This is a genomic window from Rhodococcus sp. SB1D, assembly GCF_048573875.1.
In the GTDB taxonomy this organism is placed as follows: domain Bacteria; phylum Actinomycetota; class Actinomycetes; order Mycobacteriales; family Mycobacteriaceae; genus Rhodococcus_F; species Rhodococcus_F qingshengii.
The window spans coordinates 550,202-576,052 of the sequence record NZ_JBMAIQ010000001.1; the positions used below are offsets into that span (position 1 = coordinate 550,202).

Below are 25,851 nucleotides of genomic sequence, written 5' to 3' on the forward strand. Positions count from 1 at the left end.
AAACCGAGTACAGGGAGCGTTGACATGGAAGGCTTCTGGGAATTCTTCTGGTTCATCTTCGTCTGCTTTGCCTTTGTGGCGTACTTGAGCGTGTTGTTCTCGATCATCACCGACTTGTTCCGTGATCACGAGACTTCGGGCTGGGCCAAGGCGTTGTGGATGATATTCCTCTTCGTCATTCCATTCCTGTCCGCGATGATCTACGTGGTCGTCAAGAATGACGGAATGACGAGGCGGTCGATGGAAGCCGCTCAACAGCACATACACGCGCAGAGTGATTACATTCGAAAGGTCGCCGGGAAATCGCCGACTCAGCAGATCGCCGACGCCAGAGAGCTTCTCGACTCAGGCGCGATCAACGAAGAGGAATTCCAGGCCATCAAGGCAAAGGCGCTGGCGTAGTTTTCGTATCTTCTGCCCCGGGCCTGGCGTCGTCGGTTCCGCCGTCGTCAGGCGCGGCGTCCTGCGCGGCGGCGCGTGCGGGACGAACCAATACTTCCAGTGCGACGAGAGCAACGAGCGCAATGACGACGATCCAACCAACGACCAATCCGGTGGGGTAGCGCCAGAAGAGTAGCAACAGTGCGGCGATGCCGATGATGGCACAGCGCAGTGGGACACGAAGCTGATTGGCCCACCGCTCCACCTGATTCGGCGTTCGGCCGCTTGCAGAATGCCGGACGAAGTCCAACGCCTGCCCGTAGCCTCGACGAACGGCGATCGCCGACGACGAACCACCGATCAGGTAGGCGCCGAGCCCCACCACCACACCGAGGACCGCAACCGCGCGAAGGCTCGTCCGAAGCGGAACCAGAACTGTGTCGATGACAGCGGTGGCGGCGTCTGGCGAGAGGATATCGGTAGGGACACTGTCGAGGTAGATTGCACGTCCGATCAGAATTCCGATGGCAAGAACAAGCATTCCCAACGCAATCGACAGACCGACCAGGGACAGCGTACGAAGCCTGCGACCGGTTGGCGCAACGGCGACAGCGGCTGCTGCGCAAGCGATTCCCAACCACGGCAGCACCGCCGAGACCTTGTCGAGTGCCGAGACGGCTCGCTGCGCCTTCACCAGCTCGGGGGACTGGAAGAGAACAAACTCCTTGTCCACGGACGGGATTTTGTCTGCGAAAGCGAAGCCGCGGTCGGTCAGCGCCGTTTTCACCCGGTCGATGATCGTGCTCAGTGAAATGCTGACCGTTCCGCTCTGGTCGACCTCGACCGAGTCGGGTCCGTAGTTTCCGGTCATGACGGCGACGAGGGAGTTGTGCGCCGCTCGGTTCGCCTGAATCCAAAGGTCTTCGAACTGCTGCGTCCGAACGAGCGAGGCCACTGTGTCGTGGACGAAACTCTTCGCCTGGCCGGCGATCACCGGTGCCAAACCCACCAACGCCTGGTCCACGCGAGGGGCGTTGGCTTCGAGATTCGACACGTCCGTCAATGCTGTGAGTGCCTCGGTGGTGAGCCCTTCGACGTCGACGCGATCGAAGATCTCGTCCGTGACTTGATTCGTGATCTCCGCTTGCACGGCTGGATTCTCACCCAGTGGCGCTACCGTGCTGACGTAGCGGTCCGTGTCGAGGATCTGACGACGTACGAAGCGGGTGGTTACCGACAAGACTGCGAGCAGTGCGACCAGCACCAGCAGGATTGTCACCGCGGTCCACCGCAGCCCATGTCGAGGTGGTCGGGAGACTTTCTCGACGGTCGTTTCGCGGGCGCTGGGAGTCTGCTCGCGAAGTGTTGCTACCTCTTCGCGCAACCGGGCTAGTTCGGCACGTTCGTCCTCCTGGAGTGGTCCGTCGCTCGTGCCGTTTGCCATGATGGTCCTCCCGGGACGGAAACTACTGGCGCACAGTTGAAATGCTGAACTGCGAAGATGATTCGGCGGGTGACCTCAGATGACCTCGGGATTCCAGGTCGCGACGGCCCAGATGACGAATACGTCGAGCGCGATGATGATGATCGACCACCACGGCGAGTGGGGTAGCCACAGGAAATTCGCGAGGATCGACAGAGAACAGATGACTATCGCGCCTACCCGTGCCCACGTCGCGCCGGTGAAGAGCATGATTCCGACAGCGGTGACGAGCACACCGAGTACGAGGTGGATCCATCCCCACGAAGTGAGGTCGAATTGGTACGTGTATTCCGGGCCGACGACTGTCACGTCGTCCTCCGATATCGCCGAGATGCCTTGGAGGATTTCGAGCACGCCGACTGTGATGAGGAGAACGGCTCCGCCCAGCGCGCTTCCTTTTGCCACACCCTGCTTTACCAGTGAATCCTCGGACATGACCGCCCCTAGATTTCAAGCGCGAAATAGCCTGGCATATTTCCCTGTCCCGACCTTTTACGGTGGTGAAGTAGCCCGTCGGAGGGCAAATCAAACATTGAGCGCTGCACAGCATTGCGATATTCATTCGCCTACGAATTCGAAAGAACCTACCGTGACGGCATGGATATGGCGGACGTAGGTGTGGCGATGAGGCCTGCACCGGGTGTGATCCGGACGGACCGGCTGGTGCTCCGTACCTACCGCCCAGGCGATCACCGGGATCTTCTCACCTTCTACGGGCGCAGCGACGTATGCCGGTATTTGCTCAACGAACCCTGGAGTCTCGCGGAGGCTCGAGAGGCCGTGCAGACCAGAATGTCTCGCCGCGACCTGGCATCGGGCGCGGTGGCACTTGTTGTCGAGTACGGGGGCCGGGTTGTCGGAAGCGTGAGTGCTTGGCGAGTCGAAGAATCTGATTGCACAGCCGAAGTCGAGCACACCGCCGAACTCGGGTGGGCATTTTCGCCCGAGTTCGGCGGCCGAGGATTCGCGACGGAAGCAGTGACCGCTCTGATCGACCTCGCGTTCGCGACACCCCGATTGCGCCGCGTGGTCGCGCGAATGGATTCGAGAAACGAATCCTCGGCGCGACTCGCGCAGCGGATCGGTATGAGGCGAGAGGGACATTTTCGGCAGAACGCGTGGATCAAGAACGAGTGGACCGACACCGTGGTTTTCGCGACACTTCGCGGTGAGTGGCCTTCAGTTGCTTGATCAGACCGAGCGGGCTGCTATTTTGCGACCAGTTCGGTCAACTGTGGCACGAGTTCGTCGGTCGCCCACGGAACACTCAGAAGGCTGACGTACATTGTCGCCGCAGTCAGGCGATTGTCGGTGATCCACAGGTCCTTGCCGTTGGCGATGACCGGCCACCGCGAGAACAGAGTGTTGGCCAATGTGCTGTCGACTTCCGACTGATCGCTTGCCCAACCGAGATACACGTCGGTGTCGATCGTGTCGAGCTTTTCCATACTGATGCCGAAAAGGAACGAGTCGCCGGCAAAGTTCTTGGCGCCGTTCACCACGTCGGGAGCGACTGTGAGCCCGAGGTTTTCGACAAACTTGACGCGCGGATCGTCCGGACCGTAGATGGCGGTTTCGGTTTCTCCTTCACGGATGTAGGAACCGAAGGCGAAAGTGACTCCGTTGAATTCGGGATGACTCGCCTTCGATTCCTGGACCGATTCCTCAACCGACTTGATCAGCGCCGCGGTCTGAGCGGGACGCCCGAGTGCCTTGCCGACATCGGTGGCGAGGTTTTGCCACGAGCTGGGCTGATACGGCTTGGTGTCGTACGGGAGGGTCGGGGCGATCGAGCTCAGGCGCTGGTAATCCTGCTCGGAGAAGCCCGAGTACGGGGCAAGAATCAGATCAGGCGCGGCATTGAGAATCTGCTCGAACAGTAGCTCGCCGCTGTCGGAGTAGTACGGCGCAGGCGTGGGCAGCGTCTGGCCCGACTTTTCGAGTTCGGCGCGGGTCCACGGCAGGAACCCGTCGGCGTCGCCGGCCCAAGAGTCCTTCTGCATCGCGATCGGAGTGACACCCAGGGCGATGACCGTGTCTGCCGCTGCGGAATCGAGGGTGAGGATCCGTGTCGGCTCCTTGTCGATGGTGGTCCCGCCGAAAGCGTGCTTGATCGTCACGGGATAGGCGCCGTCCTCGACGGCGGATGCCGATGAATTGTTTTCCTGGGCGTCCGATGACGACTGTGTGCAGGCGGTCAGAGGCAGTGCCGCCGCCAGCATGAGCGCAACAACGATTCGTCGCCTCCGCTGGGGACGAATTCTCTGACGGGCAGATCTGAACACGCGAAACTCCTCGGGATTGATCAGGGAAGTGCTTGCACGACTCAGCGCAGTACGCACGTGAGAGCAGGCTTACCTAAGTGAATGTAGGGCGCGTGCGTGTAGCGAAGGGGCCAGCCGATGTCGACAACAGGTCAGGCTCGAGTCAGTTGACAGCGGCGAGCGCATTGCCGGGGGTGTAGCCGACCGTCTTGCGAAAAGCGGCGATGAAGGAACTCGACGTCCCGTAACCGACACGGCGGCTGACGGCGTTCACACTCATTCCGGTCCCGAGCATGCCGAGGGCCGTGCTCATACGAACCAGAGTGCGCCACTGCGCAAAGCTCAAGGCGAGTTCCGCGGCAAAAATCCGGGTGACCGTACGTCGGCTGAGATTGAGAACGTGAGCCCACTGATCGAGTGATCGATCGTCGGCGGGATCCGACAGCACTTTGTCGACGAGCATCCGTAGCCGCGGATCTCGGGGGATCGGTACGTCGAAGTGAGGTGCTGATGCCGGCGTGAGGAGATCGACACAAACCTGCTGTGCCCGAAGGCGTTGTTCTGTAGGCATTCCGGTGTGGGCGAGGTGTATCAGCAGTGCCCGGGCTGCCTCACTCAGTGTCACGATGCACGGTTCGTTCCAGGCGGGGGTCCACAGCTCGGGGGTGAAGAGCGTGGCGCGGAATGCGACGTGGGGATTTGCCTGACCTTCGTGGAGGACCCCGCGGGGGATCCACAGGCCGACGCCGGGCGTGACGGTCCAGAGTTGATTGTCGATGATCATGTTGACGACACCGCGGTCGGACCAGATCAGTTCGTGCTCGATGTGAGCGTGCTCTGGCCACCGGGTGATGTGGTCGGTCTCGACGATGTACGTCGTGAGTTGGAACGGCGCCGGGACAGCGCGCGCCATCGGAGTGTGGCGGTCGGATTCCCGTAAGTGGGAATCGTCGTCCAGCTGTGGACCGTCGGCGATTTCACGAAGGGCAGGGATCAGCACCGTGGACTACCTCCAGAGCAAAGTTAGGTAAACCTTACACTGATGTGTGCAGCGATCAGTGACTCGCACCGAGTTCGATGAGAAGCACGCCTGCCGCGATGAGGCCGATCCCGACCATCATGAGCCTGGTCAGCGGTTCGCGAAAGAGAATGCGGGATGCGATTGCCGTCAACGCCACTCCACATGCGGTCCAGATTCCGTAGGCGACGCCGATGGTGAGGCCCGCGTCGAGCGCGAGGGTCAGGAAGGCGAACGCGGCGAGATACCCCACGGTGACAACCGCGAGCCATCGTTTGTCGCTGCCGTCCTGCGACGCCATCCGTAGTGACAACGTCGCGGTGACCTCGGAAATAATTGCAGCGATCAGAAATACGAAGGTCATGCCGGGTCCGCCGGCCCGCTGTCGGCGGCAGCCTGGGAGCCGAGTTCGACGCACAGCACTCCGCCGATGACCAGTGCAATCCCGACGCCCATGGTGGCCGTCAGAGGATCTCCGAAAAGGGCCGTTGCGAATACTGCGGTCAGGACAACTCCGGTTGCGCCCCAGATTCCGTATGCAACACCGAGTCCCATGCCCTCCCGCAGGACGAACGACAAGGCGGTGAATGCTGCGAGATATCCGCCGACGACCACGATGTACCAAGCCGGGTGATCGAGGGCGGCGCGCAACGACAGCGTCGCAGACACCTCGGTGAGGATCGCGGTGATCAACAACAGCCATTTCTTCACGGTTGGGATTCTGTCAGGCTCCACCGATTCCGGTCGCGCACTACGGTTGAGACATGACGTGCGTACTGCTCGGTGGAATCCGCAAAGGTGACATCCGCCACGACGCGTCGGGTGGCGATGTGGCCGCAACTCCGATCCTCGACTGGGGCCACGACGACGTGGCCCGCCTCTACGAGGACATTGCAGAAGGTGCGATCCAGTCGGCGCAGGAGTTCCTGGTGTCGGCGCATCGCAGCGTCGTTGCAAATATTCGGCCGGTGTACGGCCTCGACGACCGGCAACCCGTCTCGGTGACATTGAGTCGAGAGCGCGGATCCTGCAGTCAGAGACTGGCTATAGTCGAAGCGTTGGCTCGCCGCCGAGGAATCGCCACCCGAGTACGCGGTCTCGTACTACGCGGGGAATTCTGGTACCCGAGATTTCGGCGTCTACATGCGGTGATTCCGAAGTCAGTGCTGCTGGCGTGGCCGGAATTTCTGGTCGACGGACGCTGGCAGGACATCTCCGAGATCGTTTCACCTGCGGTGGTCTCAGCGCTCGAACCGTTCACGAACACCGGCGAGGAGACACTGTTCGACGCGATCGGACGCGCTCCGATCAGTTGGGGCAAGTCTGTTTCGTGTGATTGCTTGGACTTCTCCGAATTCGTCGACCGCGATCTGGGCACCTTCGAATCTCGCGACGTGCTCTTCGAGGAATTCGGACAGACGATGTCGACCCCCGTCAGAATTCTCGTCGACCCGGTTTTCCGGAACTGGAGTGCATCCGGCTGACGCGCGACGCGAGGTCTAGGCTGTTCTGCATGTCTGTGCGTACCCCATTGGTCCCTGGAACCGTCTCTCCCGTCCTCGCTGTGCCCTCGAAGATCGAGCGGCCCGAGTACGCGTGGAAGCCGACCGCCAAAGAGGGCAACGAGCCCTGGGTTCAGACGCCGGAAACGATCGAGGCGATGCGCATCGCCAGCAAGATCGCTGCAGGCGCGCTGCAGGAAGCCGGCAAGGCTGTCGCTCCCGGTGTCACGACCGACGAACTCGACCGCATCGCACACGAGTTCATGCTCGACCACGGTGCATACCCGTCGACGTTGGGCTACAAGAGCTTTCCCAAGTCGTGCTGCACGTCTCTCAACGAGGTGATCTGCCACGGAATCCCCGACTCGACTGTGATCCAGGACGGCGACATCGTCAATATCGACGTCACCGCGTACATCAACGGGGTACACGGCGACACCAATGCGACATTCCTCGCCGGTGACGTGTCCGAAGAGAACCGCTTGCTCGTCGAGCGCACACACGAGGCAACGATGCGGGCCATCAAAGCCGTCAAGCCCGGCCGCGCGCTCAACGTGATCGGACGTGTCATCGAGTCCTACGCCCATCGGTTCGGGTACGGCGTCGTCCGGGACTTCACCGGACACGGAATCGGCGAGACCTTCCACAACGGCCTCGTGATCCTGCACTACGACGAGCCCGCGGTCGAGACGATCATCGAACCGGGCATGGTCTTCACGATCGAACCGATGATCAACCTCGGTGGTATCGACTACGAGATCTGGGAGGACGGTTGGACCGTCGTCACCAAGGACCGTAAGTGGACGGCGCAGTTCGAGCACACCTTGGTGGTCACCGAGACCGGTGCAGAGATTCTCACCCTGCCTTGAGTTCGGAGATGCGCGGCGCTCTGCTGGTAGCCGGCACTACTTCCGATGCGGGCAAGAGCGTTCTTGTGGCCGGATTGTGTCGCATGTTGGCGCGTCGAGGCGTCCGAGTGGCGCCGTTCAAGGCGCAGAACATGTCGAACAACTCCGTGGTCACGCTGGACGGCGGAGAGATCGGCCGTGCGCAGGCACTTCAGGCGCGTGCATGCGGTCTGGAGCCGAGTGTTCGATTCAATCCGGTGCTGCTCAAGCCTGGAAGTGACCGCACTTCGCAATTGGTCGTTCGGGGCAAGGCGATGACCACAGTGGGTGCTCGCGACTACATGCAGCATCGGCAGTGGCTTCGCGCCGTCGTGGCCGAAGATCTCGAATCGCTTCGATCCGAGTTCGACGTCGTGATCTGTGAAGGCGCCGGTTCACCGGCCGAAATCAACTTGCGCGCAACGGATCTTGCCAACATGGGATTGGCTGAGGCTGCGCGGATTCCGGTCGTCGTCGTCGGTGACATCGATCGCGGCGGCGTCCTGGCCCATCTGTTCGGGACCGTTGCTGTGCTCTCGCCGAGCGACCAGGCATTGATCGCGGGATTTGTGATCAACAAATTCCGCGGTGACGTTGCACTGTTGGAACCCGGACTGGAACAACTGCGCAGCCTCACCGGTCGACCCACTCTCGGAGTGATCCCGTTTGCCGACGATCTTTGGCTCGACGCCGAGGATTCGCTTGGCGTCACCGGCAATGCCCCGGTAGGGCGCCCGGGCCCACCCGTCGGTTCGGCCTGGCTCACCGTTGCTGCGGTTCGGCTCCCGCGCATCTCCAACTCCACGGACGTCGAGGCACTGGCATGTGAACCGGGCGTGGCAGTTTCGTGGGTGACCGATCCGTCGCGGATTCGCGAAGCGGACCTCGTGGTGATCCCCGGTAGTAAGTCCACCGTGAGTGACCTCGAGTGGTTGCGAAGTACCGGCCTGGCCGACGAGATCGTCGCGCGAGCAGGTCGCGGGCAAGCAGTCCTGGGAATCTGCGGCGGTTACCAGATGCTGGGTAATTCCATCGTCGACGACGTCGAATCAGGATCAGGGACCACCGCGGGACTGGGTCTGCTGGACCTCGATGTCGAGTTCGCTCCGGACAAGGTGCTGGCGCAGATGACCGGTACGGCAGACGGTATCTCGGTGTCCGGGTACGAGATTCATCACGGACGCGTCGTGCGCAACGGGGACCACCCATTGCTGGCGGACTCGAGCGGTATGCCGGAAGGCAGTGTGCGAGGGCCTGTTCGAGGGACACACTGGCACGGTCTCCTGGAAAGTGACGACTTTCGGCGCAGCCTGCTGCGTGAGCTCGCGGTTCCCGGTTTTGTTGCTGCACCCGACACCGCGGTTGCCGCGGTGCGAGAACAACAACTCGACCTTCTCGCTGATCTCGTCGAGCAGCACCTCGATCAGGATCTACTCGAGAAACTGATCAACGGTGGGGCGCCTATCGGGCTCCCCGTCATTGCTTCCGCACTCGAAGCCTGAGAGCGCTCCCGCGGGTGTCGACGTGGACGCGGTAGAATAGCCAGGCCTCACTCCCGCGACGGCTCCCTAGTAGGAGTGTGCGCGGTGACAGATCAATTCGACGGCTTGCTGACCGACTTCAGTGACGAGGTGCTGGTCGACTCGGCAATGCTCGGCGATCATGCGGCCTTCGACGTCATCGTTCGCCGATACGGCCCGCACTTGTATCGATTTGCCCGTCGACTCGTCACCAGTGAGAGTGACGTCGACGACATCGTCCAGGAAACCTGCGTTGCCGCCTGGCGCCAACTTCCGAGGTTTCAGCGGCGCTCGAGCATCAAGACCTGGTTGTTCGCGATCTGTTCTCGCAAGATCTCGGATGTCCATCGAAAAGTCGGCTCCTGCGCCGCCGATGTGGACGGACTTCGGGACGAAGTCGATACTCGATTGCGCGATCCGAGCGAGGAAGTATGCGGCACAGCATTTCTCGACGCTCTTGAAGCCGAACTCGATCGTCTACCGCTGCGTCAGCGCGCCGCCTGGGTCTTGCGGGAAGTCGAGGGCATGACGTATCCACAGATCGCAGTTGTCCTGGAACTGAGTCCGGACGCGGTTCGTGGCCAACACACTCGGGCGAGGCGGAATCTGGGTCTCGCGCTCGATCGATGGCGATGACGACTCGGCGGTTTGCCGGGTTCTGTCACCGAACTCACTCTACTGACGGCCCGGGTAGCTGGAAGAATGCTTCGTCGTGGATACCGCTTTCGACCCCAGAGGCTTCGACCCGAGAACCGAGGATTCGGTGCCGTCGGTACTGCCGGACGATGCGACGGCAACTGGTGCTGACGTCGCCGTCGAGGCTGCGGAAACTCGGCTGACGGCACGTGCGGTCAGAGAGTTGCTGGCAGCGCTCGGGGGAAGTATCGGCGACGAGGACGAACTCGTGGTTCTACTCCAGCGCGCCGTCGAAATCGCGAACGACGCCATCGACGGCGCCGACAGCATCGGCGTCACCATCGATCTTGCCGGGCAGACCTACACCGCCGTTCACACCGATTCGCGGACCCTGCGCGTCGACATCGAGCAATACGACGCCGGCGACGGACCATGTCTGCATGCGGCTCGAACCGGTGAAACCGTAGTCGTTGATTCCGAGACCAGCGCAGAACGCTGGCCGCGGTTCGCGGCGGCCGCGAAGGACGAAGGGATCAAGTCCTTTCTCGCGGCGCCGCTCTTCACGCCGGATCAGCGACTCGGTTCGTTCAACCTGTACGGACGTGCCCCAGCGGCCTTCGACAGCGTCGACGCGGAAGTCATGGAGATTCTCACGACAACAGTCTCACGCGCGATCGGAGACTTCTCCCGCTTCAAATCTGCCAAGGCGGTAGCTGACGCCTTGCAACGCGCGCTCGAGACTCGGGCGCCGATCGAACAGGCCAAAGGCATGCTGATGGCCATCCATCGGATCGACGCCGACACCGCATTTCACATGCTGCGCAAGCAGTCTCAGACCACGAACACCAAGTTGCGTGACGTGGCAGCCGAGATCGTCGAGACGTATTCCGCGCCGCCTACCGCGGTCTAGTTCGACGGAGACCGACGTACGGCCTCGAGCGCGACGACCACGCTCGCGGCGACAACCACGTGCATCAGCGCGAGCGTGACCGTGCTGGCGGCGTCGAAGTCCGCGGCGATCGTCAGGGCGATGGTGCCGAGCGCAAACACTGCACCCACGACCTGAGCGATGCGGATGATCGGCTCCCACTTCAGTGAGATCAACATTGCGAGCGACAAACCGACCAGCAACGGCACTACCGTAAGTGTGATGACCCCGCCGGGAGCTACGCTCGCCACCTTTCCCTGATCTGTCATCTCGAACGATCCGCCCGATGCCAGGCCGATCAACCACAGGATCAGGTTGGCGACGAGGGCCATGACCGTGGCCCCGAGTACGGCGCGCGGCTTGGTGAGGTGGAGGTTGTGTGGGGTTGAAGCGATTGCAGACATGATGTTCTCCCGGCTCGATGCGATGGTCTTGTGACGTCGCTCTGGTGAATAGACCCGCCGGCCGGGAGAAACTCATCGCTGGTGGTTACCGGGGGTCGTCTGTCGGCACGGCGGTGCCGGTGACAGCGATACCGCCGTCGACCGGGATCTCGACCGCGAGAACGCTGGGTCGCCCGACGTGTCGGCCCTGGTGGATGGTGATCCGCCGCGGAGTGGCCGCGGGTTCGAGTTTGCGCAGGTAACCGCCGGTCGACGCCGCTGCGGACCCGGTCGCGGGATCCTCGACGATGTTTCCCACCGGAAACAGATTTCGAGCTTCGAAGGTGTTGTCGTCGAGGGGATGCAGGATCGTCACCGTGCCCGCCCACCCCTGCGCGTCCATCAGAGTTCGCATTGCGGATGGATCGAAGGTGAACTCGTCGAAGGCTGCCTGATCACGAAGTACGACAATCGGGTGCGTGTTGCCGGCGTACGAGAGCATCGCGGGATACCGCGCGTCGAGCGCAGACGAATCGACGCCGATGAGCCCGAGCAGTGCTGTCAGTACAGCATGATCGATCGGCGAGACCGACGGCTCCACGCTGGTGAAGGTCGCGGTGGACGTTCCGTCCTCGTCGGCCGCCGTGTCGATGGATACCGGTCCGATCGGTGTTTCGAATGTGAAGGTTCCCTCACCGTCTCGCTCGGTGAGAGCGATGGCCGTCGCAATAGTGGCATGACCGCAGAACGGTACTTCGGCGATAGGGGAGAAGTACCGGATTCGGCTGTGGCGCGGGTTGCCTCCGAGCGCCGGTTCGATGAGGAACGCCGTCTCGGCATACCCGATTTCGGCTGCAACAGATTGTAATTCGGAGTCGTCGAGTCCACGCGCGTCGAGCACTACGCCGGCCGGATTACCGCCGGCCGGATCCGAACTGAACGCAGTCAGCCGGAGGATGTCGCGAGAAGTTGCCATGTCGACCATCTTTGTACGCTGTCGTCCATCGAGGAAGAGTGATCGCGCGATTGCGGTCCGCGATCTTCGAACTGGACTGCCTCCGGAACAAACCGGCCGCACGGCGTCGTTGGTGCAGATATGAACAATGACACAGACACCGCCGAAGCGTTGTTCGCACTCGTGGCCCAGGGAAAACAAGGCGTGCTGGCAACCGTCAAGCGTGACGGCCGCCCACAGTTGTCCAACATCATTTACCGCTGGGACGTCGAGTCGAAGACGGCTTCCGTGTCCGTCACGGCCGATCGCGCCAAGAGTAAAAATGCGATCCGCGATCCGCGGGTTTCCCTTCACGTCAGCGCGCCCGACTTCTGGAGCTACGCCGTGATCGAAGGACTTGCTGTGGTGACACCCGCAGCGGCCGATCCTCACGACGAAGTGTCGGACGCCCTGGTCGAGCTGTACCGGGACATCAGCGGCCAGGAGCATCCCGATTGGGAGGAGTACCGCGAAGCGATGGTGGCAGAGCGTCGACAGATCCTCACGGTGCGCGCTGATCACGTCTACGGAATGACGAGGCTCCCCAAACCGTCCGGTACCTAGAGCCGCGCCCCACTGGAGTTCGGCCCACCCCCACTTTCGAGCGAACGGTACGTCCGTCGCCTCAGATGCGCCGAAAGCCACTTTCGCTCCGAGTGGAGGCGGTACAGAGCGAACAATTCGGGCTCGCAGCGGCGCGTGAATGTATGAGTGGTCATACTTCTGTCGACTCCAGGGTCCTCCACTGTGTGGATCGCGTACCGTTTCCAGACATGGAATTGACTCGAGTAGCGGTGGGCAGTGGTTCGTGCACCGTTCGGATCGACGGGCCGGTCAGCAAGCATGCGGTACTCCTGCTTCCCGGCAAGGGCGACCCCGTCGACTTGTACGACGATGTGTGCGAGCGACTGCACCATTCGGATCTGCGGACCGTCGCGGTGGAATCGATCGAGAATCTCGACGAGACCTCGGCAGTGGTACTTCTGGACGAGTTGAACATCGCCTGGGTGAATCTGGTCGGTCACCGGGAGGGCGCCGATCTCGCGTGGCTGTTGGCTGCACGTCAGTTCGGCCGCTTCGCGAGTTTGATCGCCGTGGACCGTGGACATCCGTCGGCCAGCGATATTGCCGGCGTTCCGCCGGTCGAGGTTCCGACCACCGTAGTCGTGGGCAGTGGAGGTCGGGCCATCGCCGACGCCAGCGGTCGTTTCGTGTACTCCGACTTCCGCGTGACGGAACTTCCGGGTGTCGACGACGTCGTCAAGTCGGCACCGGCCGAACTCGCAACCGAGATCGTGCTGCGTACCAGCCCCTGGTGAAACTCTGACCTACGAAAAGGCGGGCGCTCCCATTGCGAGGAGTGCCCGCTTTTTCGGCGTCATAAGGGCTGCGGGGGCTCAGATGTCGAGGCCGAGCAGCGCGTTCTCGACCACTTCGGCCAGGGCCGGGTGGATCCAGTACTGGCCGCGCGCCATGTCCTGAGCTGACAAACCGAAGCTCATCGCCTGAATGAGCGGCTGGATGACGGTCGGAGCCTGCGTACCCATGACGTGGGCACCGAGGATGCGTCCGGTGCCGCGCTCGGCGATCACCTTGCAGATGCCCTCCTGATCCTCCATCGCCCAGCCGTACGCGACGTCTCCGTATGCCTGCACCTTGACGGTGATGTCGAGTCCGGTGTCGCGAGCCTGCTTCTCCGTCATTCCGACGTCGGCGATCTGCGGGTCGGTGAACACGGCTGCCGGTACGAAGCGGTGATCGGTGCTGCGAAGCCCGGACGTGTCCTTCCACGCGTCCTGGAGCAGGTTGTGTTGAACAACGCGCGCTTCATGGTTGGCGACGTGCTTGAGCTGGTACGGCGAGGAGACGTCACCGAGTGCGAAGACGCCCTCTGCGGTGGTGCGTTGGTATTCGTCGACCACGATCGAGCCCTTGTCGTCGAGTTCGACGCCGGCCTTGTCGAGACCGAGTAGGTCACCGTTCGGCTGACGACCGACCGCGACGAGGAGAACGTCACCGGAAACGACTGTGCCGTTTGCCAGTTCGACGGCGATGTTGTCGCCGTCGCCGCCTACCGACGTGAGGGGGGAGCCCAGATGGACGTCCCACTTCTGTTCGGCCAACTCGGTGAAGCGCTCGGAGATCTCGTCGTCGAGGTGCCGCAGCAGTCGCTGGCTGCGACCGATGATCGACACGCGAGAACCCAACGCGGAGAACACGTGTGCGAACTCGGTGGCGATGAATCCAGAGCCGACGATCACGAGGTGCTCGGGAAGTTCGGGCAGTCGCATGATGTCTTCGTTGGTGTAGTACTTCACACCACTCGACGCGATCTCGTTCGGGATGATCGGACGCGAACCGGCTGCGATGACCACCTGGTCAGCGGTGATCGTCTCGCCGGTTCCGGTGTCGATCGTCTTGTCGCCGGTGAACGTGGCGTGGCCGCGGTAGACGGTGGTGTTGGGACTGTCTTCGCTGCGGTACCGCTCACCACCTGCAGAAATGGGATCGATGCGGCCGAAGACGCGCTTGACGATGTCGGACCAACGAACGCCGTCGAGCGTGGCGTCGACGCCGTACTTCTCGGCAGTGGTGACGGTTCGTGCCACCTCGGCGGCGTAGACGAACATCTTGGTCGGGATACACCCGACATTGAGGCACGTTCCGCCGAAGGTGCCCTCTTCGAGGATTGCGATCTTCTTGCCGTCGAACCGCTCGTCGGGCAGCGAGTTTCCGGATCCGCTGCCGATGATTGCAAGGTCGTAGTGCGTCACTGCGCGATCTCCTGTGTGTTGCTTGCTGTGCTTGCCGAACTTTCTGCGGCCGGGGTGAGGTGGCCGTCGAGCCACTCCAACCACAGGTCGAGTTCGGAAAAGGCTGTGGCCAAGGGCTTCTCGGTCGAAAGGAACACGTCGTGACGGGCGCCGTCGATCGGGACGATGGTGGTGCGATCGCCGAGGCAACCGGCCCAACGTGCGATCTGCTTGACGTCGAGCACGGAATCGGCGAGGTCGACGCTCGGGTTGTACGCCTTCGCGAACTGCGACTTCTTCGAGCGCAGAATCAGCGCGGGCACTCCGATGTCTAGGCCGCGGTGAAGTTTTGCGTGACCCGCTCGGACGGCCCGCATCCAGCCGAAGGTAACGGGGCAGCCTGCCAGTGGCTTCCAGTCGAGGTTGTAATCCCAGACGCCGTTGGCCGAAACATGAAGACTGGAACCGTAAGTCGGTAGCCCAGTTCCCGGGATCACCGTCTTCGCCGATACCCGTCCGAGCGCATCGATCGCCGTAGTACCGACGTTGCGCACCACTGAGGGACCCTGAAGGTCGAACCAGGGGCTGTTGAGTACCAGCCCGCAGATTCCGGCGCCGTCGCTGCCACCGGGCTTGCGCTGCAAACGGTTCAGCCAGAGCGGAACGATCAGACCGCCGGTGGAGTGCGCCATGAGCAGCACCTCGCTGCCCTCGGTCTCGCTGCGGACGATGCGCAGCGCTTCGTTCAGTTCGGCGTCGTAGAGCGCAAGGTCGGAGACGTAATGAGCTGTGTGCCCCGGTTTGAGGGAGCGGCCGCACTTACGCAGGTCGAGTGCGAAGAAGGCGTAACCCTGCTCGGCAAAGTGCTCGGCGAGGTGCTTCTGGAAGAAGTAATCGGTGAAGCCGTGCACGTACAAAACGGCACGGTGTGTCTTCACCGCCTCCTTCTGCGGTTGGTAGCGGACCAGTGTTGCGTCCACCTCGCCTTCGCCGTCCGGATCCGTTCCGAGCGGGATCGTCAGCTGCTGATATCCGTCACCGAGGACGTCTGGAACCCAAGTAGTCACAAATCACAATCTAATCGTCGTTTCGAGTGCGCGTTGTAGAGCACAATTGGGGGTGGTGAACCGCGCGTGTACGCACGGGTAACCTATTCGGCGTAACACAGCAGGCGGATGCGCGCACGGCTAATGACAAGGAAGTCGATTCTCCAGTGTCGAATCAGAACGCGGTAGAGACGAAGACGGATGTAGTGCTCGTGGGCGCAGGCATCATGAGCGCCACGCTGGGTGCATTGCTGCGCCAGCTGCAGCCCGATTGGTCGATCTCGACCTTCGAGCGGCTCGATGCCGTCGCAGCCGAGAGCAGCGACCCCTGGAACAACGCGGGAACCGGTCACTCAGCCCTGTGTGAGCTCAATTACACACCTGAGAACTCGGACGGCACGGTCGACATCAAGAAGGCCGTCAACGTCAACGAGCAGTTCCAGGTGTCACGCCAGTTCTGGGCACACGCGGTAGAGCAGGGCGTCCTGACACAGCCCAAGGAATTCATCAACCCCATCGCGCACGTGAGCTTCGTTCACGGTGAGGCCAACGCCAAGTACCTCCGTGCTCGTTACGACGCACTTGCCGGCCACACGCTCTTCCGCGGTATGGAGTACATCGACGATCCGGCCGAGTTCAGCAAGCGTTTGCCGCTCATGGCCAAGGGACGCGACTTCTCCGATCCCATCGCCCTGAACTGGAGCCAGGACGGCACCGACGTCGATTTCGGAGCGCTCACCAAGCAGCTCATCGGCTACATCGGCAAGACCGGCGGCAAGATGTACTTCGGCCACGAGGTCACCAACCTGACCCAGAACTCGGACAAGTCCTGGACCGTCAAGGTCACCAACCGTCGCACCGGTGAAAAGCGCACCGTTCGCTCGCGCTTCGTGTTCGTCGGTGCCGGTGGCGGCGCCCTGCACCTGCTGCAGAAGTCGGGCATCAAGGAAGCCAAGGGCTTCGGTGGCTTCCCGGTCAGCGGTGCCTTCCTGCGATGCACCAACCCCGAACTCATCGACCAGCACAGCGCCAAGGTCTACGGCAAGGCTGCCGTCGGCGCCCCGCCCATGTCGGTGCCTCACCTGGACACCCGTGTCATCGGCAACAAGCCGGGTCTGCTGTTCGGTCCCTACGCTGGTTGGTCGCCGAAGTTCCTCAAGCAGGGTCGCGTCACGGACCTGCCCGGCTCGGTCAAGCCGAACAACATCCTCTCGATGCTCGGTGTCGGTGTCAGCGAGCTCGGCCTGGTCAAGTACCTGGTCAGCGAGCTTGCCAAGAACGAAGCCGGTCGCATCTGGGATCTGCGTGAGTTCGCGCCCAAAGCGCAGGCCCAGGACTGGGAACTCATCACCGCGGGCCAGCGCGTCCAGGTGATCCGCCGTGCCAAGGGCAAGGGTGGTGTCCTCGAATTCGGTACCGCTGTGGTCGCCGCTGAGGACGGTTCCATCGCCGGCCTGCTCGGTGCTTCGCCCGGTGCGTCCACGGCCGTCCCGGCGATGCTGGACGTACTCGAGCGCTGCTTCCCGACCGAGTTCCAGGGTTGGAAGGGCAAGCTCCGCGAGATGGTTCCGTCCATCGGCGTCAAGCTCACCGACAACGAAGGCCTGTTCAACCAGGTCTGGGATTGGTCCTCGAAGGTTCTCGAGCTCGATTCCGCCGGTGCTTCCGAATCGGCTCCGGTCGCGGATACCGCCGCGACTGTGTGATAGTCCAACCCATGACGGCAACAGCAGCTTTGAAGCGTTCATGGGCACTCGATCTCGACAACAAGACGTTCTACGAGTTGTTGAAGCTTCGAGTGGAGGTCTTTGTCGTCGAGCAGGCTTGCCCGTATCCCGAGTTGGACGGGCGGGACCTGCTGACGGAAACACGCCACTTCTGGCTCGAGCAGGACGGCCAGGTGGTGTGCACGCTCCGGCTGCTCGAAGAGCACGACGACGGAAACAAGAGCTTCCGAATCGGACGCCTGTGCACGTCGCGTCAGGCTCGCGGCCAGGGCCACACGACCCGCCTCCTGCAGGCCGCACTGGCCGAGGTCGGCGAAGCGCCGTGTCGGATCAACGCCCAGACCTACTTGGTCGAGATGTACGCCAAGCACGGATTCAAGGCTGACGGCGAAGAGTTCATCGAAGACGGCATCCCGCACACCCCGATGCGTCGTGGTGGGGGAGAGCCTTTCGTGGCCGTCAGCTAGTTTGTCGGAGAATTGACCCTGGTCGGCTCGTGGGAAAGCGAGCCGACTAGGGTTTTTTCGATACCGAATGTTCGCGGGGAAGTCCTGTTCGATCCAGGCGCGGTCCCGCCACTGTGAAAGATCTCTCCTCTACCGATAAACCGGGAGATCTCAGCCAGGTTGCCGCGACATTCGAGTGCAGCCAAATTCTCGGCGAGGAAACCGAGAGGTGGAGGGATATCGACGTGCGAAGTGAAGAAGATCGACCAGTGGCGGGCTTCCCGTTCAGTGCTGTGGTCGGCCAGGATCAATTGCGATTGGCGCTGATCCTGTGTGCGGTGCATCCAGGGATCGGCGGGGTCCTGGTCCGCGGTGAGAAGGGAACTGCCAAGTCGACGGTCGTGCGCGCGCTGACTGCGCTGCTGCCCGCGGTCGACGACGCCGGAACGAGACGACCGGCCCGCTTGGTCGAACTGCCCGTGGGCGCGACCGAAGACCGGGTGATCGGTTCGATCGACTTGGAGAAGGTTCTGCGTGACGGTGAGCGCGCATTCCAACCTGGACTGCTCGCCACCGCTCACCAGGGTGTTCTGTACGTCGACGAGGTGAATCTGCTTCACGACCACCTGGTCGACGTGCTTCTCGACGCCGCGGCGATGGGCCGGGTTCACATCGAGCGTGACGGCATCTCCCATTCGCATCCGGCCAAGTTCGTACTCGTCGGCACGATGAATCCCGAAGAGGGAGAACTGCGTCCGCAACTTCTGGACCGTTTCGGTCTGGCTGTCGACGTCGCCGCTTCCCGCGACGTCGACATTCGCATGGAAGTGGTGCGTCGCCGACTCGACTACGAGCGTGACCCCGAGGCATTTGTCGCTCGGTACGTATCCGCCGATGAGGAGTTGGCGTCCGAAATCCTCACGGCGCGTGAGAAATTGGACTCGGTCGAGCTGAGCAACCGCGAACTGCGTCGTATCGCCTCGCTGTGTGCGTCGTTCGACGTCGACGGTATGCGCGCGGACTTGGTGCTGGCGCGCACCGCGACGGCCCACGCTGCCTGGCGCGGCGACAGTGAAGTCACTGCGGAGGACGTACGAGTAGCGGCGGAACTGACGCTGCCGCATCGCCGCCGCCGCGATCCGTTCGACGAGCCCGGCTTGGATCAGCAGCAGTTGGACGATGCGCTCGAGCAGGCCGATCAGGATGCTCAGTCGCAGGTAGAGGACGACGCGCGCGACGGAGAGCCCGAACCTCCCGAGAATCCCGAAGACCGTGGCCCGGAAGATGGCGGCTCCGATGACGGCGGTCCCGGAGACGAAGGGCCGGACGACGACGGGCCTGACGACGACGGCCCGGACGACCCTGACGGACCTGGTGGGGGAGTGCGCGCCACCGATCGTCCCTCGGCTCCACCGGCCGGCGAATTCAAGGCCAAGCTCCTCGAAGTTCCGGGAGTCGGTGAAGGTGCACCGGGACGACGCTCGCGGTCCATGTCGTCCCGTGGACGAGTTGTGCGGTCCACGCGGGAGCGTGGGCACGGATTGCATCTGACGAGCACGGTCTTTGCCGCAGCCGAGTCTCAAGTTGCCCGTGGTCGCACTGCTGGACGGTTGCGGCTGGCACCGGCTGACCTCCGCGGCGCGATACGTGAAGGGCGAGAAGGCAATCTGATCGTTTTCGTTGTCGACGCGTCGGGGTCGATGGCAGCACGCGACCGCCTCTCCGCGGTCACCGGTGCGGTTGTCTCGTTGCTCCGCGACGCCTATCAGCGCCGCGACAAGGTCGCCGTCATCACTGTCCGTGGTCGTGAAGCGGAGCTCGTACTGCCGCCGACATCTTCGGTGGACATCGCTGTCCGTCGCTTGCAGTCGATGCGTACCGGCGGCAAATCCCCACTCGCAGAGGGATTCCTGCGTGCTCGCGAAGTGGTTCTGCGTGAACGACTTCGTGACCCGCAGCGTCGCGCCCTCGTCGTCACACTCACCGACGGCCGGGCAACCGGCGGCAAGGACGCGCTGCACCGCGCCCGCGTCGCCGCGCATCTTCTCGCCGACGCGTCCGTCGCGTCCATCGTCGTCGACTGCGAGACCGGCCTCGTGCGTCTGGGGCTGGCGGCCGAGTTGGCGCGAGAACTACGTGGCGGATACGTCCGCCTCGCCGAATTGTCAGCGCAGCAGGTCGCGGGTGTCGTCCGCGCCGCAGCCTAGATCCCAGCTCAGGAGTTCACGATGCCCAAGGGTGTTCCCGAGACAGTTCCCGACGACGGTCTGACCACGCGTCAGCGTCGTAACGCGCCGGTACTTGCCGTGCACACCGGCCCGGGAAAGGGTAAGTCCACCGCCGCTTTCGGCATGGCGCTGCGTGCCTGGAATCAGGGGTTCGACATCGGCGTGTTCCAGTTCGTGAAGAGTGCCAAGTGGAAGGTCGGAGAGGAAGCCGCGTTCCGCGCGCTCGGAAACCTGCACGACGAAACCGGCGTCGGTGGGCCGGTGCAGTGGCACAAGATGGGCGAAGGTTGGTCATGGACACGCAAGGCCGGTAGCGAGGAAGATCATGCTGCTGCCGCTGCGGAGGGTTGGCAGGAGATCGCGAGAAGGCTTGCGAGCGAGGAACATCGATTCTATGTCCTCGACGAGTTCACCTATCCGCTCAAGTGGGGCTGGGTCGACGTCGACGAGGTCGTGCAGACACTGCGCGATCGTCCGGGCAACCAGCACGTTGTCATCACGGGACGCGACGCCCCGCAGGCGTTGATCGACGCCGCCGACCTCGTGACCGAGATGACCAAGATCAAGCACCCGATGGATGCCGGCCGAAAGGGCCAACGGGGCATCGAATGGTAAGTCCTTCCACTCCGGCCGTGGTGATCGCTGCTCCTGCCTCGGGTAGCGGAAAGACCACGGTGGCAACGGGATTGATCGGCGCGCTGCGACGGTCCGGTAGCAGCGTTGCACCCTTCAAGGTGGGGCCGGACTACATCGACCCGGGTTATCACGGACTCGCGGCAGGGCGGCCCGGACGCAACCTCGACACTGTTCTGGTGGGCCCGGATCGCATCGGACCGCTCTACCGGCATGGAACCGCTGGTTGCGACATCGCCGTGGTCGAAGGCGTCATGGGTCTGTTCGACGGGAAGATCGACGAGGCAAACTCGCAGCCGTCGGCGGAGGGATCGACGGCGCAGGTCGCGTCGATCCTCGGTTCGCCGGTAGTCCTCGTGATCGACGCCCGTGGGCACAGTCAGAGTCTGGCCGCCGTACTCCACGGCTTCGCGACCTACGACGCAGGTGTGCGCATCGGCGGCGTCATTCTCAATCGCGTCGGGAGCGCTCGTCACGAGCAGGTGTTGCGTCATGCGTGCGACAAGGTCGGCGTCGCAGTGCTCGGAGTTGTGCCACGGTTGACGGAACTCGAAGTTCCCTCCCGGCACCTCGGCCTGATTCCGGCGGCCGAGCACGGCGCCGCCGCTGTGGCCGCAGTGGACGCGATGTCCGACTTGATTGCCTCGCACGTCGATCTGGGTGCTGTTCGCGCACTCGCCGCCTCGAACGTGAGTGCAGCTGCATGGGATCCGGTTGCCGAGGTCGGCGCACACGCAGAGTCTCGGCCTGTGGTTGCCATGGCGGGCGGCCCTGCCTTCACCTTCGGCTATGCCGAGCACCGGGAGCTGTTGACCGCCGCCGGCGCGGACGTGCAGGTGTTCGACCCGTTGCGGGACGAGCTTCCTGCGGGAACTGCCGCTCTTGTCCTTCCTGGCGGGTTCCCGGAAGAGCATGCGGTGGACCTCGCGGCCAATACCGTTCTGCTGCAGCAGGTTCGTGACCTGGCGGACGGCGGCGCACCGATCCACGCCGAGTGTGCCGGTCTGCTCTACCTCGCTCGCAGCTTGGACGGTCACAGCATGGCCGGTGTTGTCGGGGTGGATGCGACGTTCGGGAAACGCCTGACCCTCGGGTACCGCGAAGCAGTGGCGATCAGCGACTCCAGCCTCTTCGAAGCAGGCTCCCGCGTCACCGGTCACGAGTTCCACCGAACGTCTCTCGTCTCGGCAGACGCGGACGGTTGCGGAAGTGCGTGGGGGTGGAGGCCCTGGGACGGCGGCAGTGTCCGCGAAGGATTTGTTCGCGGCGGCGTCCACGCGTCGTATCTCCACACTCATCCGGTGGGGCAGCCCGAATCGATCGCGAAGTTCGTCGATGCCGCACGGGGATGACCTCTGTATCGGCGTGGGATTCACGACGAGTGTCACCGCGAAGGACATCGTCGCTGCGGTGAAGGCTGTGCCCGCGGCGCAAGGGAAGATCGTGGTACTCGCCACTGTGGCGGCAAAAGCTGAGTCTTCGGCTCTTCTGACAGCGGCCCATGAACTGAACGTCCCGATTGTGAGTTTCGCCCCGGACGTACTTGCGCGAGTTCAAGTTCCGTCACCATCGCCTCGCGTCGAGAACGCCGTCGGAACGGCAAGCGTCGCGGAAGCGGCTGCGATCCTTGCGTCCGGGGGCGGCCGACTTGTGCTGGCCAAGACTGCCAGGGATGGAGTGACCGTGGCCGCGGCCCGTAAAGTTCCCTCCAGCTTGACCAATTCTGACAACGAAACGGAGTGCGAGTGAGCGAGTCCACCGCAGACGAGACCAACTACCTGGTCGGCCTCAACCTGACCGATCGACGCGTGGTCGTGTTCGGTGGCGGCACTGTGGCTCAGCGCCGACTCGGACTGCTGGTCGCCTCTGGTGCCCGCGTTCACGTCATCAGTCGCGCGTTCACTCCAGCCGTCGAAGGTATGGCCACTGCCGGTCAGATCACGGTCGAAGAGCGTCCGTACGCCGACGGCGACCTCGAAGGTGCGTGGTACGCCATCGCCTCGACCGACGAGCCGGAAACCAATGCGGCGATCGTCGCCGAAGCGGAGCGTCGCCATATCTTCTGCGTGCGCGCCGACAACGCGAAGCACGGCACCGCCGTCACTCCCGCCAGCGCCGAGTACGACGGTATGAGCATCGGAATTCTGGCGGGCGGCGATCACCGTCGTTCGGCAGCAGTCCGCACCGCCGTCGTCGAAGGTCTTCAGTCGGGCGTGCTAGCCGATACGGCCGAGCCTGCCGCTGCGGGTGTTGCTCTCGTCGGTGGTGGCCCCGGTGATCCCGATCTGATCACCGTGCGCGGACGCCGTTTGCTCGCACGCGCCGACGTCGTCGTGGCCGACCGATTGGCTCCGCCGGAGTTGCTCGCCGAACTGGGTCCGGACGTAGAGGTGATCGACGCCGCGAAGATCCCGTACGGCCGTGCCATGGCTCAGGAGGCCATCAACGCCGCGCTGATCGACAACGCGAAGGCAGGCAAGTTCGTGGTCCGCCTCAAGGGCGGGGACCCGTACGTCTTCGGACGGGGATACGAAGAACTCGAAGCGTGTGCCGCTGCCGGCGTTCCGGTGACCGTAGTGCCCGGAATCACGAGCGCGATCTCGGTCCCGTCGGCCGCAGGCATCCCGGTCACCCACCGCGGCGTCACCCACGAGTTCGTCGTCGTCAGTGGGCACGTGGCTCCGGATCATCCGGATTCGCTGGTCGACTGGTCGGCGCTGGCCAAGTTGCGCGGCACGATCGTGCTGCTCATGGCGGTCGAGCGCATCGATCAGTTCGCGAAGGCACTCGTCGACGGTGGACGCCCGGCAACCACGCCGGTCACCGTCATCCAAGAGGGCACGCTGCGCACTCAGCGTGAACTTCGGGCCGATCTGGCGACCGTTGCTCAGCGCGTCAAGGACGAGGAGATCAAGCCTCCGGCGATCATCGTGATCGGGCCGGTCGCGGGCTTTTCCGTCGACGCTGGGTAACGTGAAGTCTTGTGTCTGATTCCCCAACATCTGAAACCGCTTCGGCGAATGCCCCGGTAGCGACTCGAGTCATCGGGCTCGCCATCATCGTCCTGAGTGGTTTGCAGATGATGGTGGTGCTCGACGGCACCGTCGCGAACCTCGCGCTGGCGCCATTGCAGGCAGACCTCGGGCTGAGCGACAGTGGTCGCAACTGGGTGTTGACCTCGTACGCGCTTGCGTTCGGTGGGCTCATGCTCCTCGGTGGTCGCCTCGGTGACGCGTACGGGCGCAAGAAGATGTTCATCGCGGGAGTCTCGCTGTTCACGGTGGCGTCGTTGCTCTGTGGTCTCGCCCTGAACGAGGGCATGTTGATCGCAGCGCGGGCGCTTCAAGGTGTCGGCGCAGCCGTGGCGTCGCCCACTGCCTTCGCCCTTGTTGCCACGACTTTCGCCGCGGGTCCGGCTCGTAATCAGGCCATCGCGATTTTTGCCGCCATGACGGGCGTCGGATCGATCGCCGGTCTGATCATCGGCGGCGCATTGACCGAGGTGTCGTGGCGTCTGATCTTCCTCATCAACGTCCCGATCGGCATCGCGCTCGTCGGCATGGCGTTCCGCGCCCTTCGCGAGACGAATCAGACGCGTCTGGCTTTGGATGTCCCGGGCGCGATCCTCGCGACCCTCGGTTGTACCGGTGTTGTTTTTGCTCTCACCGAAGGCCCGGAAATGGGATGGGGGAGCATCGCCGTCATCGGTGCATTGGCGGCCGGATTGGTCGCCCTCGCCGCCTTCCTCTTTGTCGAGCGAACTGCAGACAACCCGCTCTTGCCCTTCTCGTTGTTCGCCGATCGCAACCGTGTCGCGACGTTCCTCGCCATCTTCTTCGTCGGTGGCGCGATGTTCAGCATGACGGCCTTCGTCGCACTGTTCGTGCAGGACATCATGCAGTATTCGCCGTTGCGTGCCGGTATCGCGTTCATTCCGTTCGCGTTCGGATTGGGCGCCGCCGCGTCGGTTGCTTCCAAGCTCGCCGTGAAGGTTCAACCCCGCTGGCTGGTCCTCACCGGCGTCGTGATCATGATCGTCGGACTCCTCTACGGCTCTACTCTCGATTCCGACTCCACCTACCTGGCCAACTTGTTCGTGCCCGTGATCGGGATCGGATTCGGTATCGGCCTCGCGATGGTGCCCTTGCCACTGTGCGCGATCGCCGGTGTCCCGGAGACCGAGATCGGCCCGCTGACCGCAATCTCCCAAGTTGCCCAGACGCTCGGTGGACCATTGGCGCTGTCGGTGATCGGTGCAATGGCGACGTCCAAGACGCTCTCGCTCGGCGGCACTTCGGGCAAGGCAGCGGACATGAATCCGGCGCAATTGATCGCACTCGGAGAGGGGTACACCTTCGCACTTGTGGGCTGCGCGGTCTGCGCCGTGTTCGCCGGTATCGCGGCGCTGTGCATCAGGTTCACACCTTCTCAGGTAGCCCAGGCTCAGGCTGCGGAGAAGGCAGCTCAGGGAATCGCCTGATCAGTCCTGTTTTTCCGCTTCGCTAGCCGATACGATCGTTGCAGGACGTGCCGAGAGTCTCGACGGATCGGGGTGCCGTGATGCGGATCGCGGACATATTGCGAAACAAGGGCAACAGCATCGTCACGATCGACGCCCACACGACGGTCAACGGGCTGCTGTGCGATCTTGCCCGCCACAACATCGGAGCCATGGTGGTGGTCGACGACGATGCGGTGGTCGGCATCATTTCCGAACGCGATGTCGTTCGACGCCTGCACGAGCGTGGCCCGGACCTTCTCGGGATCCAGGTTTCCGAGGTCATGACCGCTCTGATGTACACGTGCGTTCCGGCAGACGCAGTGGACAGCATTGCCGCGATCATGACCGAGCGTCGAATCCGGCATCTGCCGGTGATCGAGGACGGCAACCTCCTCGGCATCGTCAGTATCGGTGACGTGGTGAAGAGCCGCATCGACGAGCTCAAGAGCGAACGCGATCAGCTCGAGTCGTACATCGATCAGGGCTGATCGATAGGTTGTCGCACGGTGACTACTCTCGTG

At 63.0% G+C, this 25,851-nt stretch carries 28 protein-coding genes; 18 read left to right on the forward strand and 10 right to left on the reverse strand.

Annotated elements, in window-relative coordinates; genetic code table 11:
• Window positions 1–24: 24 nt before the first annotated feature.
• Window positions 25–402: an SHOCT domain-containing protein gene (locus ACN50D_RS02600; RefSeq protein ID WP_003942794.1), complete on the forward strand. Its 378-nt coding sequence runs from the start codon at window positions 25–27 to the stop codon at window positions 400–402.
• Here the strand turns inward: ACN50D_RS02600 and ACN50D_RS02605 are convergent.
• Window positions 380–1,825 carry a hypothetical protein gene (locus ACN50D_RS02605; protein ID WP_211920336.1) on the reverse strand — a complete coding sequence of 482 codons (1,446 nt, stop codon included), beginning with the start codon at window positions 1,823–1,825 and terminating at the stop codon, window positions 380–382. The two genes, ACN50D_RS02600 and ACN50D_RS02605, sit on opposite strands and share 23 nt — an antisense overlap.
• 75 nt (window positions 1,826–1,900) lie before the next feature.
• Entirely contained in the window at window positions 1,901–2,299 is a 399-nt protein-coding gene (locus ACN50D_RS02610; RefSeq protein ID WP_007734954.1) for a DUF7144 family membrane protein, read from the reverse strand.
• Window positions 2,300–2,461: 162 nt separating this feature from the next.
• On the opposite strand from ACN50D_RS02610, the gene ACN50D_RS02615 reads away from it, so the two are divergent.
• Window positions 2,462–3,055, forward strand: a complete 594-nt coding sequence (locus tag ACN50D_RS02615; protein WP_050656477.1) for a GNAT family N-acetyltransferase — start codon at window positions 2,462–2,464, stop codon at window positions 3,053–3,055.
• A gap of 17 nt (window positions 3,056–3,072) precedes the next feature.
• Here the strand turns inward: ACN50D_RS02615 and ACN50D_RS02620 are convergent, their stop codons facing one another.
• The 4 genes from ACN50D_RS02620 to ACN50D_RS02635 form a co-directional block, all read right to left on the reverse strand.
• Window positions 3,073–4,149 (reverse strand): iron-siderophore ABC transporter substrate-binding protein, encoded by a 1,077-nt coding sequence (locus ACN50D_RS02620; RefSeq protein WP_223304443.1) that lies wholly within the window; start codon window positions 4,147–4,149, stop codon window positions 3,073–3,075.
• Window positions 4,150–4,291: 142 nt separating this feature from the next.
• Window positions 4,292–5,128, reverse strand: a complete 837-nt coding sequence (locus tag ACN50D_RS02625; RefSeq protein WP_050656476.1) for a helix-turn-helix transcriptional regulator — start codon at window positions 5,126–5,128, stop codon at window positions 4,292–4,294.
• A gap of 55 nt (window positions 5,129–5,183) precedes the next feature.
• Entirely contained in the window at window positions 5,184–5,510 is a 327-nt protein-coding gene (locus tag ACN50D_RS02630; protein ID WP_003942819.1) for a DMT family transporter, read from the reverse strand.
• Window positions 5,507–5,857 (reverse strand): DMT family transporter, encoded by a 351-nt coding sequence (locus ACN50D_RS02635; protein WP_003942817.1) that lies wholly within the window; start codon window positions 5,855–5,857, stop codon window positions 5,507–5,509. The genes ACN50D_RS02630 and ACN50D_RS02635 overlap by 4 nt, the downstream gene beginning before the upstream one ends.
• A 53-nt stretch (window positions 5,858–5,910) precedes the next feature.
• Here ACN50D_RS02635 and ACN50D_RS02640 point away from each other — a divergent pair, with 53 nt between their 5' ends.
• The 5 genes from ACN50D_RS02640 to ACN50D_RS02660 all read left to right on the forward strand — a co-directional run bounded on the left by ACN50D_RS02640 (window position 5,911) and on the right by ACN50D_RS02660 (window position 10,601).
• Window positions 5,911–6,630: a transglutaminase domain-containing protein gene (locus tag ACN50D_RS02640; RefSeq protein WP_003942747.1), complete on the forward strand. Its 720-nt coding sequence runs from the start codon at window positions 5,911–5,913 to the stop codon at window positions 6,628–6,630.
• Between the two features lie 29 nt (window positions 6,631–6,659).
• Entirely contained in the window at window positions 6,660–7,517 is an 858-nt protein-coding gene (gene map / locus ACN50D_RS02645; RefSeq protein ID WP_007734970.1) for a type I methionyl aminopeptidase, read from the forward strand.
• Window positions 7,518–7,525: 8 nt separating this feature from the next.
• Window positions 7,526–9,037: a cobyric acid synthase gene (locus tag ACN50D_RS02650; RefSeq protein WP_211920597.1), complete on the forward strand. Its 1,512-nt coding sequence runs from the start codon at window positions 7,526–7,528 to the stop codon at window positions 9,035–9,037.
• A gap of 84 nt (window positions 9,038–9,121) precedes the next feature.
• Complete coding sequence (locus ACN50D_RS02655; protein WP_019748032.1) at window positions 9,122–9,691, forward strand: RNA polymerase sigma factor; 570 nt, start codon at window positions 9,122–9,124, stop codon at window positions 9,689–9,691.
• 76 nt (window positions 9,692–9,767) lie between these two features.
• The gene (locus ACN50D_RS02660) at window positions 9,768–10,601 is read left to right on the forward strand and encodes a GAF and ANTAR domain-containing protein (protein WP_047271480.1); all 834 of its coding nucleotides are present in this window, start codon (window positions 9,768–9,770) and stop codon (window positions 10,599–10,601) included.
• On the opposite strand, the gene ACN50D_RS02665 is transcribed toward ACN50D_RS02660, so the two are convergent.
• Together ACN50D_RS02665 and ACN50D_RS02670 are read right to left on the reverse strand one after the other, a co-directional pair.
• Window positions 10,598–11,023: a DUF6069 family protein gene (locus ACN50D_RS02665; protein ID WP_211920334.1), complete on the reverse strand. Its 426-nt coding sequence runs from the start codon at window positions 11,021–11,023 to the stop codon at window positions 10,598–10,600. The genes ACN50D_RS02660 and ACN50D_RS02665 overlap by 4 nt on opposite strands.
• A gap of 85 nt (window positions 11,024–11,108) precedes the next feature.
• A complete protein-coding gene (locus tag ACN50D_RS02670; RefSeq protein WP_249342669.1) occupies window positions 11,109–11,978 on the reverse strand; it encodes a PhzF family phenazine biosynthesis protein in 870 nt (289 codons plus the stop codon).
• Between the two features lie 120 nt (window positions 11,979–12,098).
• On the opposite strand from ACN50D_RS02670, the gene ACN50D_RS02675 reads away from it, so the two are divergent.
• Both ACN50D_RS02675 and ACN50D_RS02680 read left to right on the forward strand, forming a co-directional pair.
• Window positions 12,099–12,560 (forward strand): PPOX class F420-dependent oxidoreductase, encoded by a 462-nt coding sequence (locus ACN50D_RS02675; RefSeq protein ID WP_211920330.1) that lies wholly within the window; start codon window positions 12,099–12,101, stop codon window positions 12,558–12,560.
• Window positions 12,561–12,769: 209 nt separating this feature from the next.
• A complete protein-coding gene (locus ACN50D_RS02680) occupies window positions 12,770–13,315 on the forward strand; it encodes an alpha/beta fold hydrolase (protein WP_003942671.1) in 546 nt (181 codons plus the stop codon).
• Window positions 13,316–13,393: 78 nt separating this feature from the next.
• On the opposite strand, the gene mtr is transcribed toward ACN50D_RS02680, so the two are convergent.
• Both mtr and ACN50D_RS02690 read right to left on the reverse strand, forming a co-directional pair.
• Entirely contained in the window at window positions 13,394–14,770 is a 1,377-nt protein-coding gene (gene mtr, locus ACN50D_RS02685) for a mycothione reductase (RefSeq protein ID WP_211920328.1), read from the reverse strand.
• On the reverse strand, window positions 14,767–15,816 hold the full coding sequence (locus ACN50D_RS02690) for an alpha/beta hydrolase (protein WP_003942674.1): 1,050 nt from the start codon (window positions 15,814–15,816) through the stop codon (window positions 14,767–14,769). The genes mtr and ACN50D_RS02690 overlap by 4 nt, the downstream gene beginning before the upstream one ends.
• A gap of 146 nt (window positions 15,817–15,962) precedes the next feature.
• On the opposite strand from ACN50D_RS02690, the gene mqo reads away from it, so the two are divergent.
• The 9 genes from mqo (at window position 15,963) to ACN50D_RS02735 (ending at window position 25,818) form a co-directional block, all read left to right on the forward strand.
• Window positions 15,963–17,501: a malate dehydrogenase (quinone) gene (gene mqo, locus ACN50D_RS02695; RefSeq protein WP_003942820.1), complete on the forward strand. Its 1,539-nt coding sequence runs from the start codon at window positions 15,963–15,965 to the stop codon at window positions 17,499–17,501.
• A gap of 11 nt (window positions 17,502–17,512) precedes the next feature.
• Window positions 17,513–17,989, forward strand: coding sequence for a GNAT family N-acetyltransferase (locus tag ACN50D_RS02700; RefSeq protein WP_003942808.1), 477 nt, complete (start codon window positions 17,513–17,515; stop codon window positions 17,987–17,989).
• Window positions 17,990–18,213: 224 nt separating this feature from the next.
• Complete coding sequence (locus ACN50D_RS02705) at window positions 18,214–20,175, forward strand: magnesium chelatase subunit D family protein (RefSeq protein ID WP_231783309.1); 1,962 nt, start codon at window positions 18,214–18,216, stop codon at window positions 20,173–20,175.
• Window positions 20,176–20,196: 21 nt separating this feature from the next.
• The gene (cobO, locus tag ACN50D_RS02710; protein WP_003942784.1) at window positions 20,197–20,811 is read left to right on the forward strand and encodes a cob(I)yrinic acid a,c-diamide adenosyltransferase; all 615 of its coding nucleotides are present in this window, start codon (window positions 20,197–20,199) and stop codon (window positions 20,809–20,811) included.
• Window positions 20,805–22,181: a cobyrinate a,c-diamide synthase gene (locus tag ACN50D_RS02715; RefSeq protein ID WP_030535626.1), complete on the forward strand. Its 1,377-nt coding sequence runs from the start codon at window positions 20,805–20,807 to the stop codon at window positions 22,179–22,181. The genes cobO and ACN50D_RS02715 overlap by 7 nt, the downstream gene beginning before the upstream one ends.
• Window positions 22,165–22,578, forward strand: a complete 414-nt coding sequence (locus ACN50D_RS02720) for a cobalamin biosynthesis protein (protein ID WP_037130389.1) — start codon at window positions 22,165–22,167, stop codon at window positions 22,576–22,578. The genes ACN50D_RS02715 and ACN50D_RS02720 overlap by 17 nt, the downstream gene beginning before the upstream one ends.
• Entirely contained in the window at window positions 22,575–23,801 is a 1,227-nt protein-coding gene (gene cobA, locus ACN50D_RS02725; RefSeq protein ID WP_007735001.1) for a uroporphyrinogen-III C-methyltransferase, read from the forward strand. Before ACN50D_RS02720 ends, cobA begins: the two co-directional genes overlap by 4 nt.
• A gap of 11 nt (window positions 23,802–23,812) precedes the next feature.
• Window positions 23,813–25,309 carry an MFS transporter gene (locus ACN50D_RS02730; RefSeq protein ID WP_050656470.1) on the forward strand — a complete coding sequence of 499 codons (1,497 nt, stop codon included), beginning with the start codon at window positions 23,813–23,815 and terminating at the stop codon, window positions 25,307–25,309.
• Window positions 25,310–25,389: 80 nt separating this feature from the next.
• On the forward strand, window positions 25,390–25,818 hold the full coding sequence (locus ACN50D_RS02735) for a CBS domain-containing protein (RefSeq protein ID WP_007735005.1): 429 nt from the start codon (window positions 25,390–25,392) through the stop codon (window positions 25,816–25,818).
• Window positions 25,819–25,851: the final 33 nt, after the last annotated feature.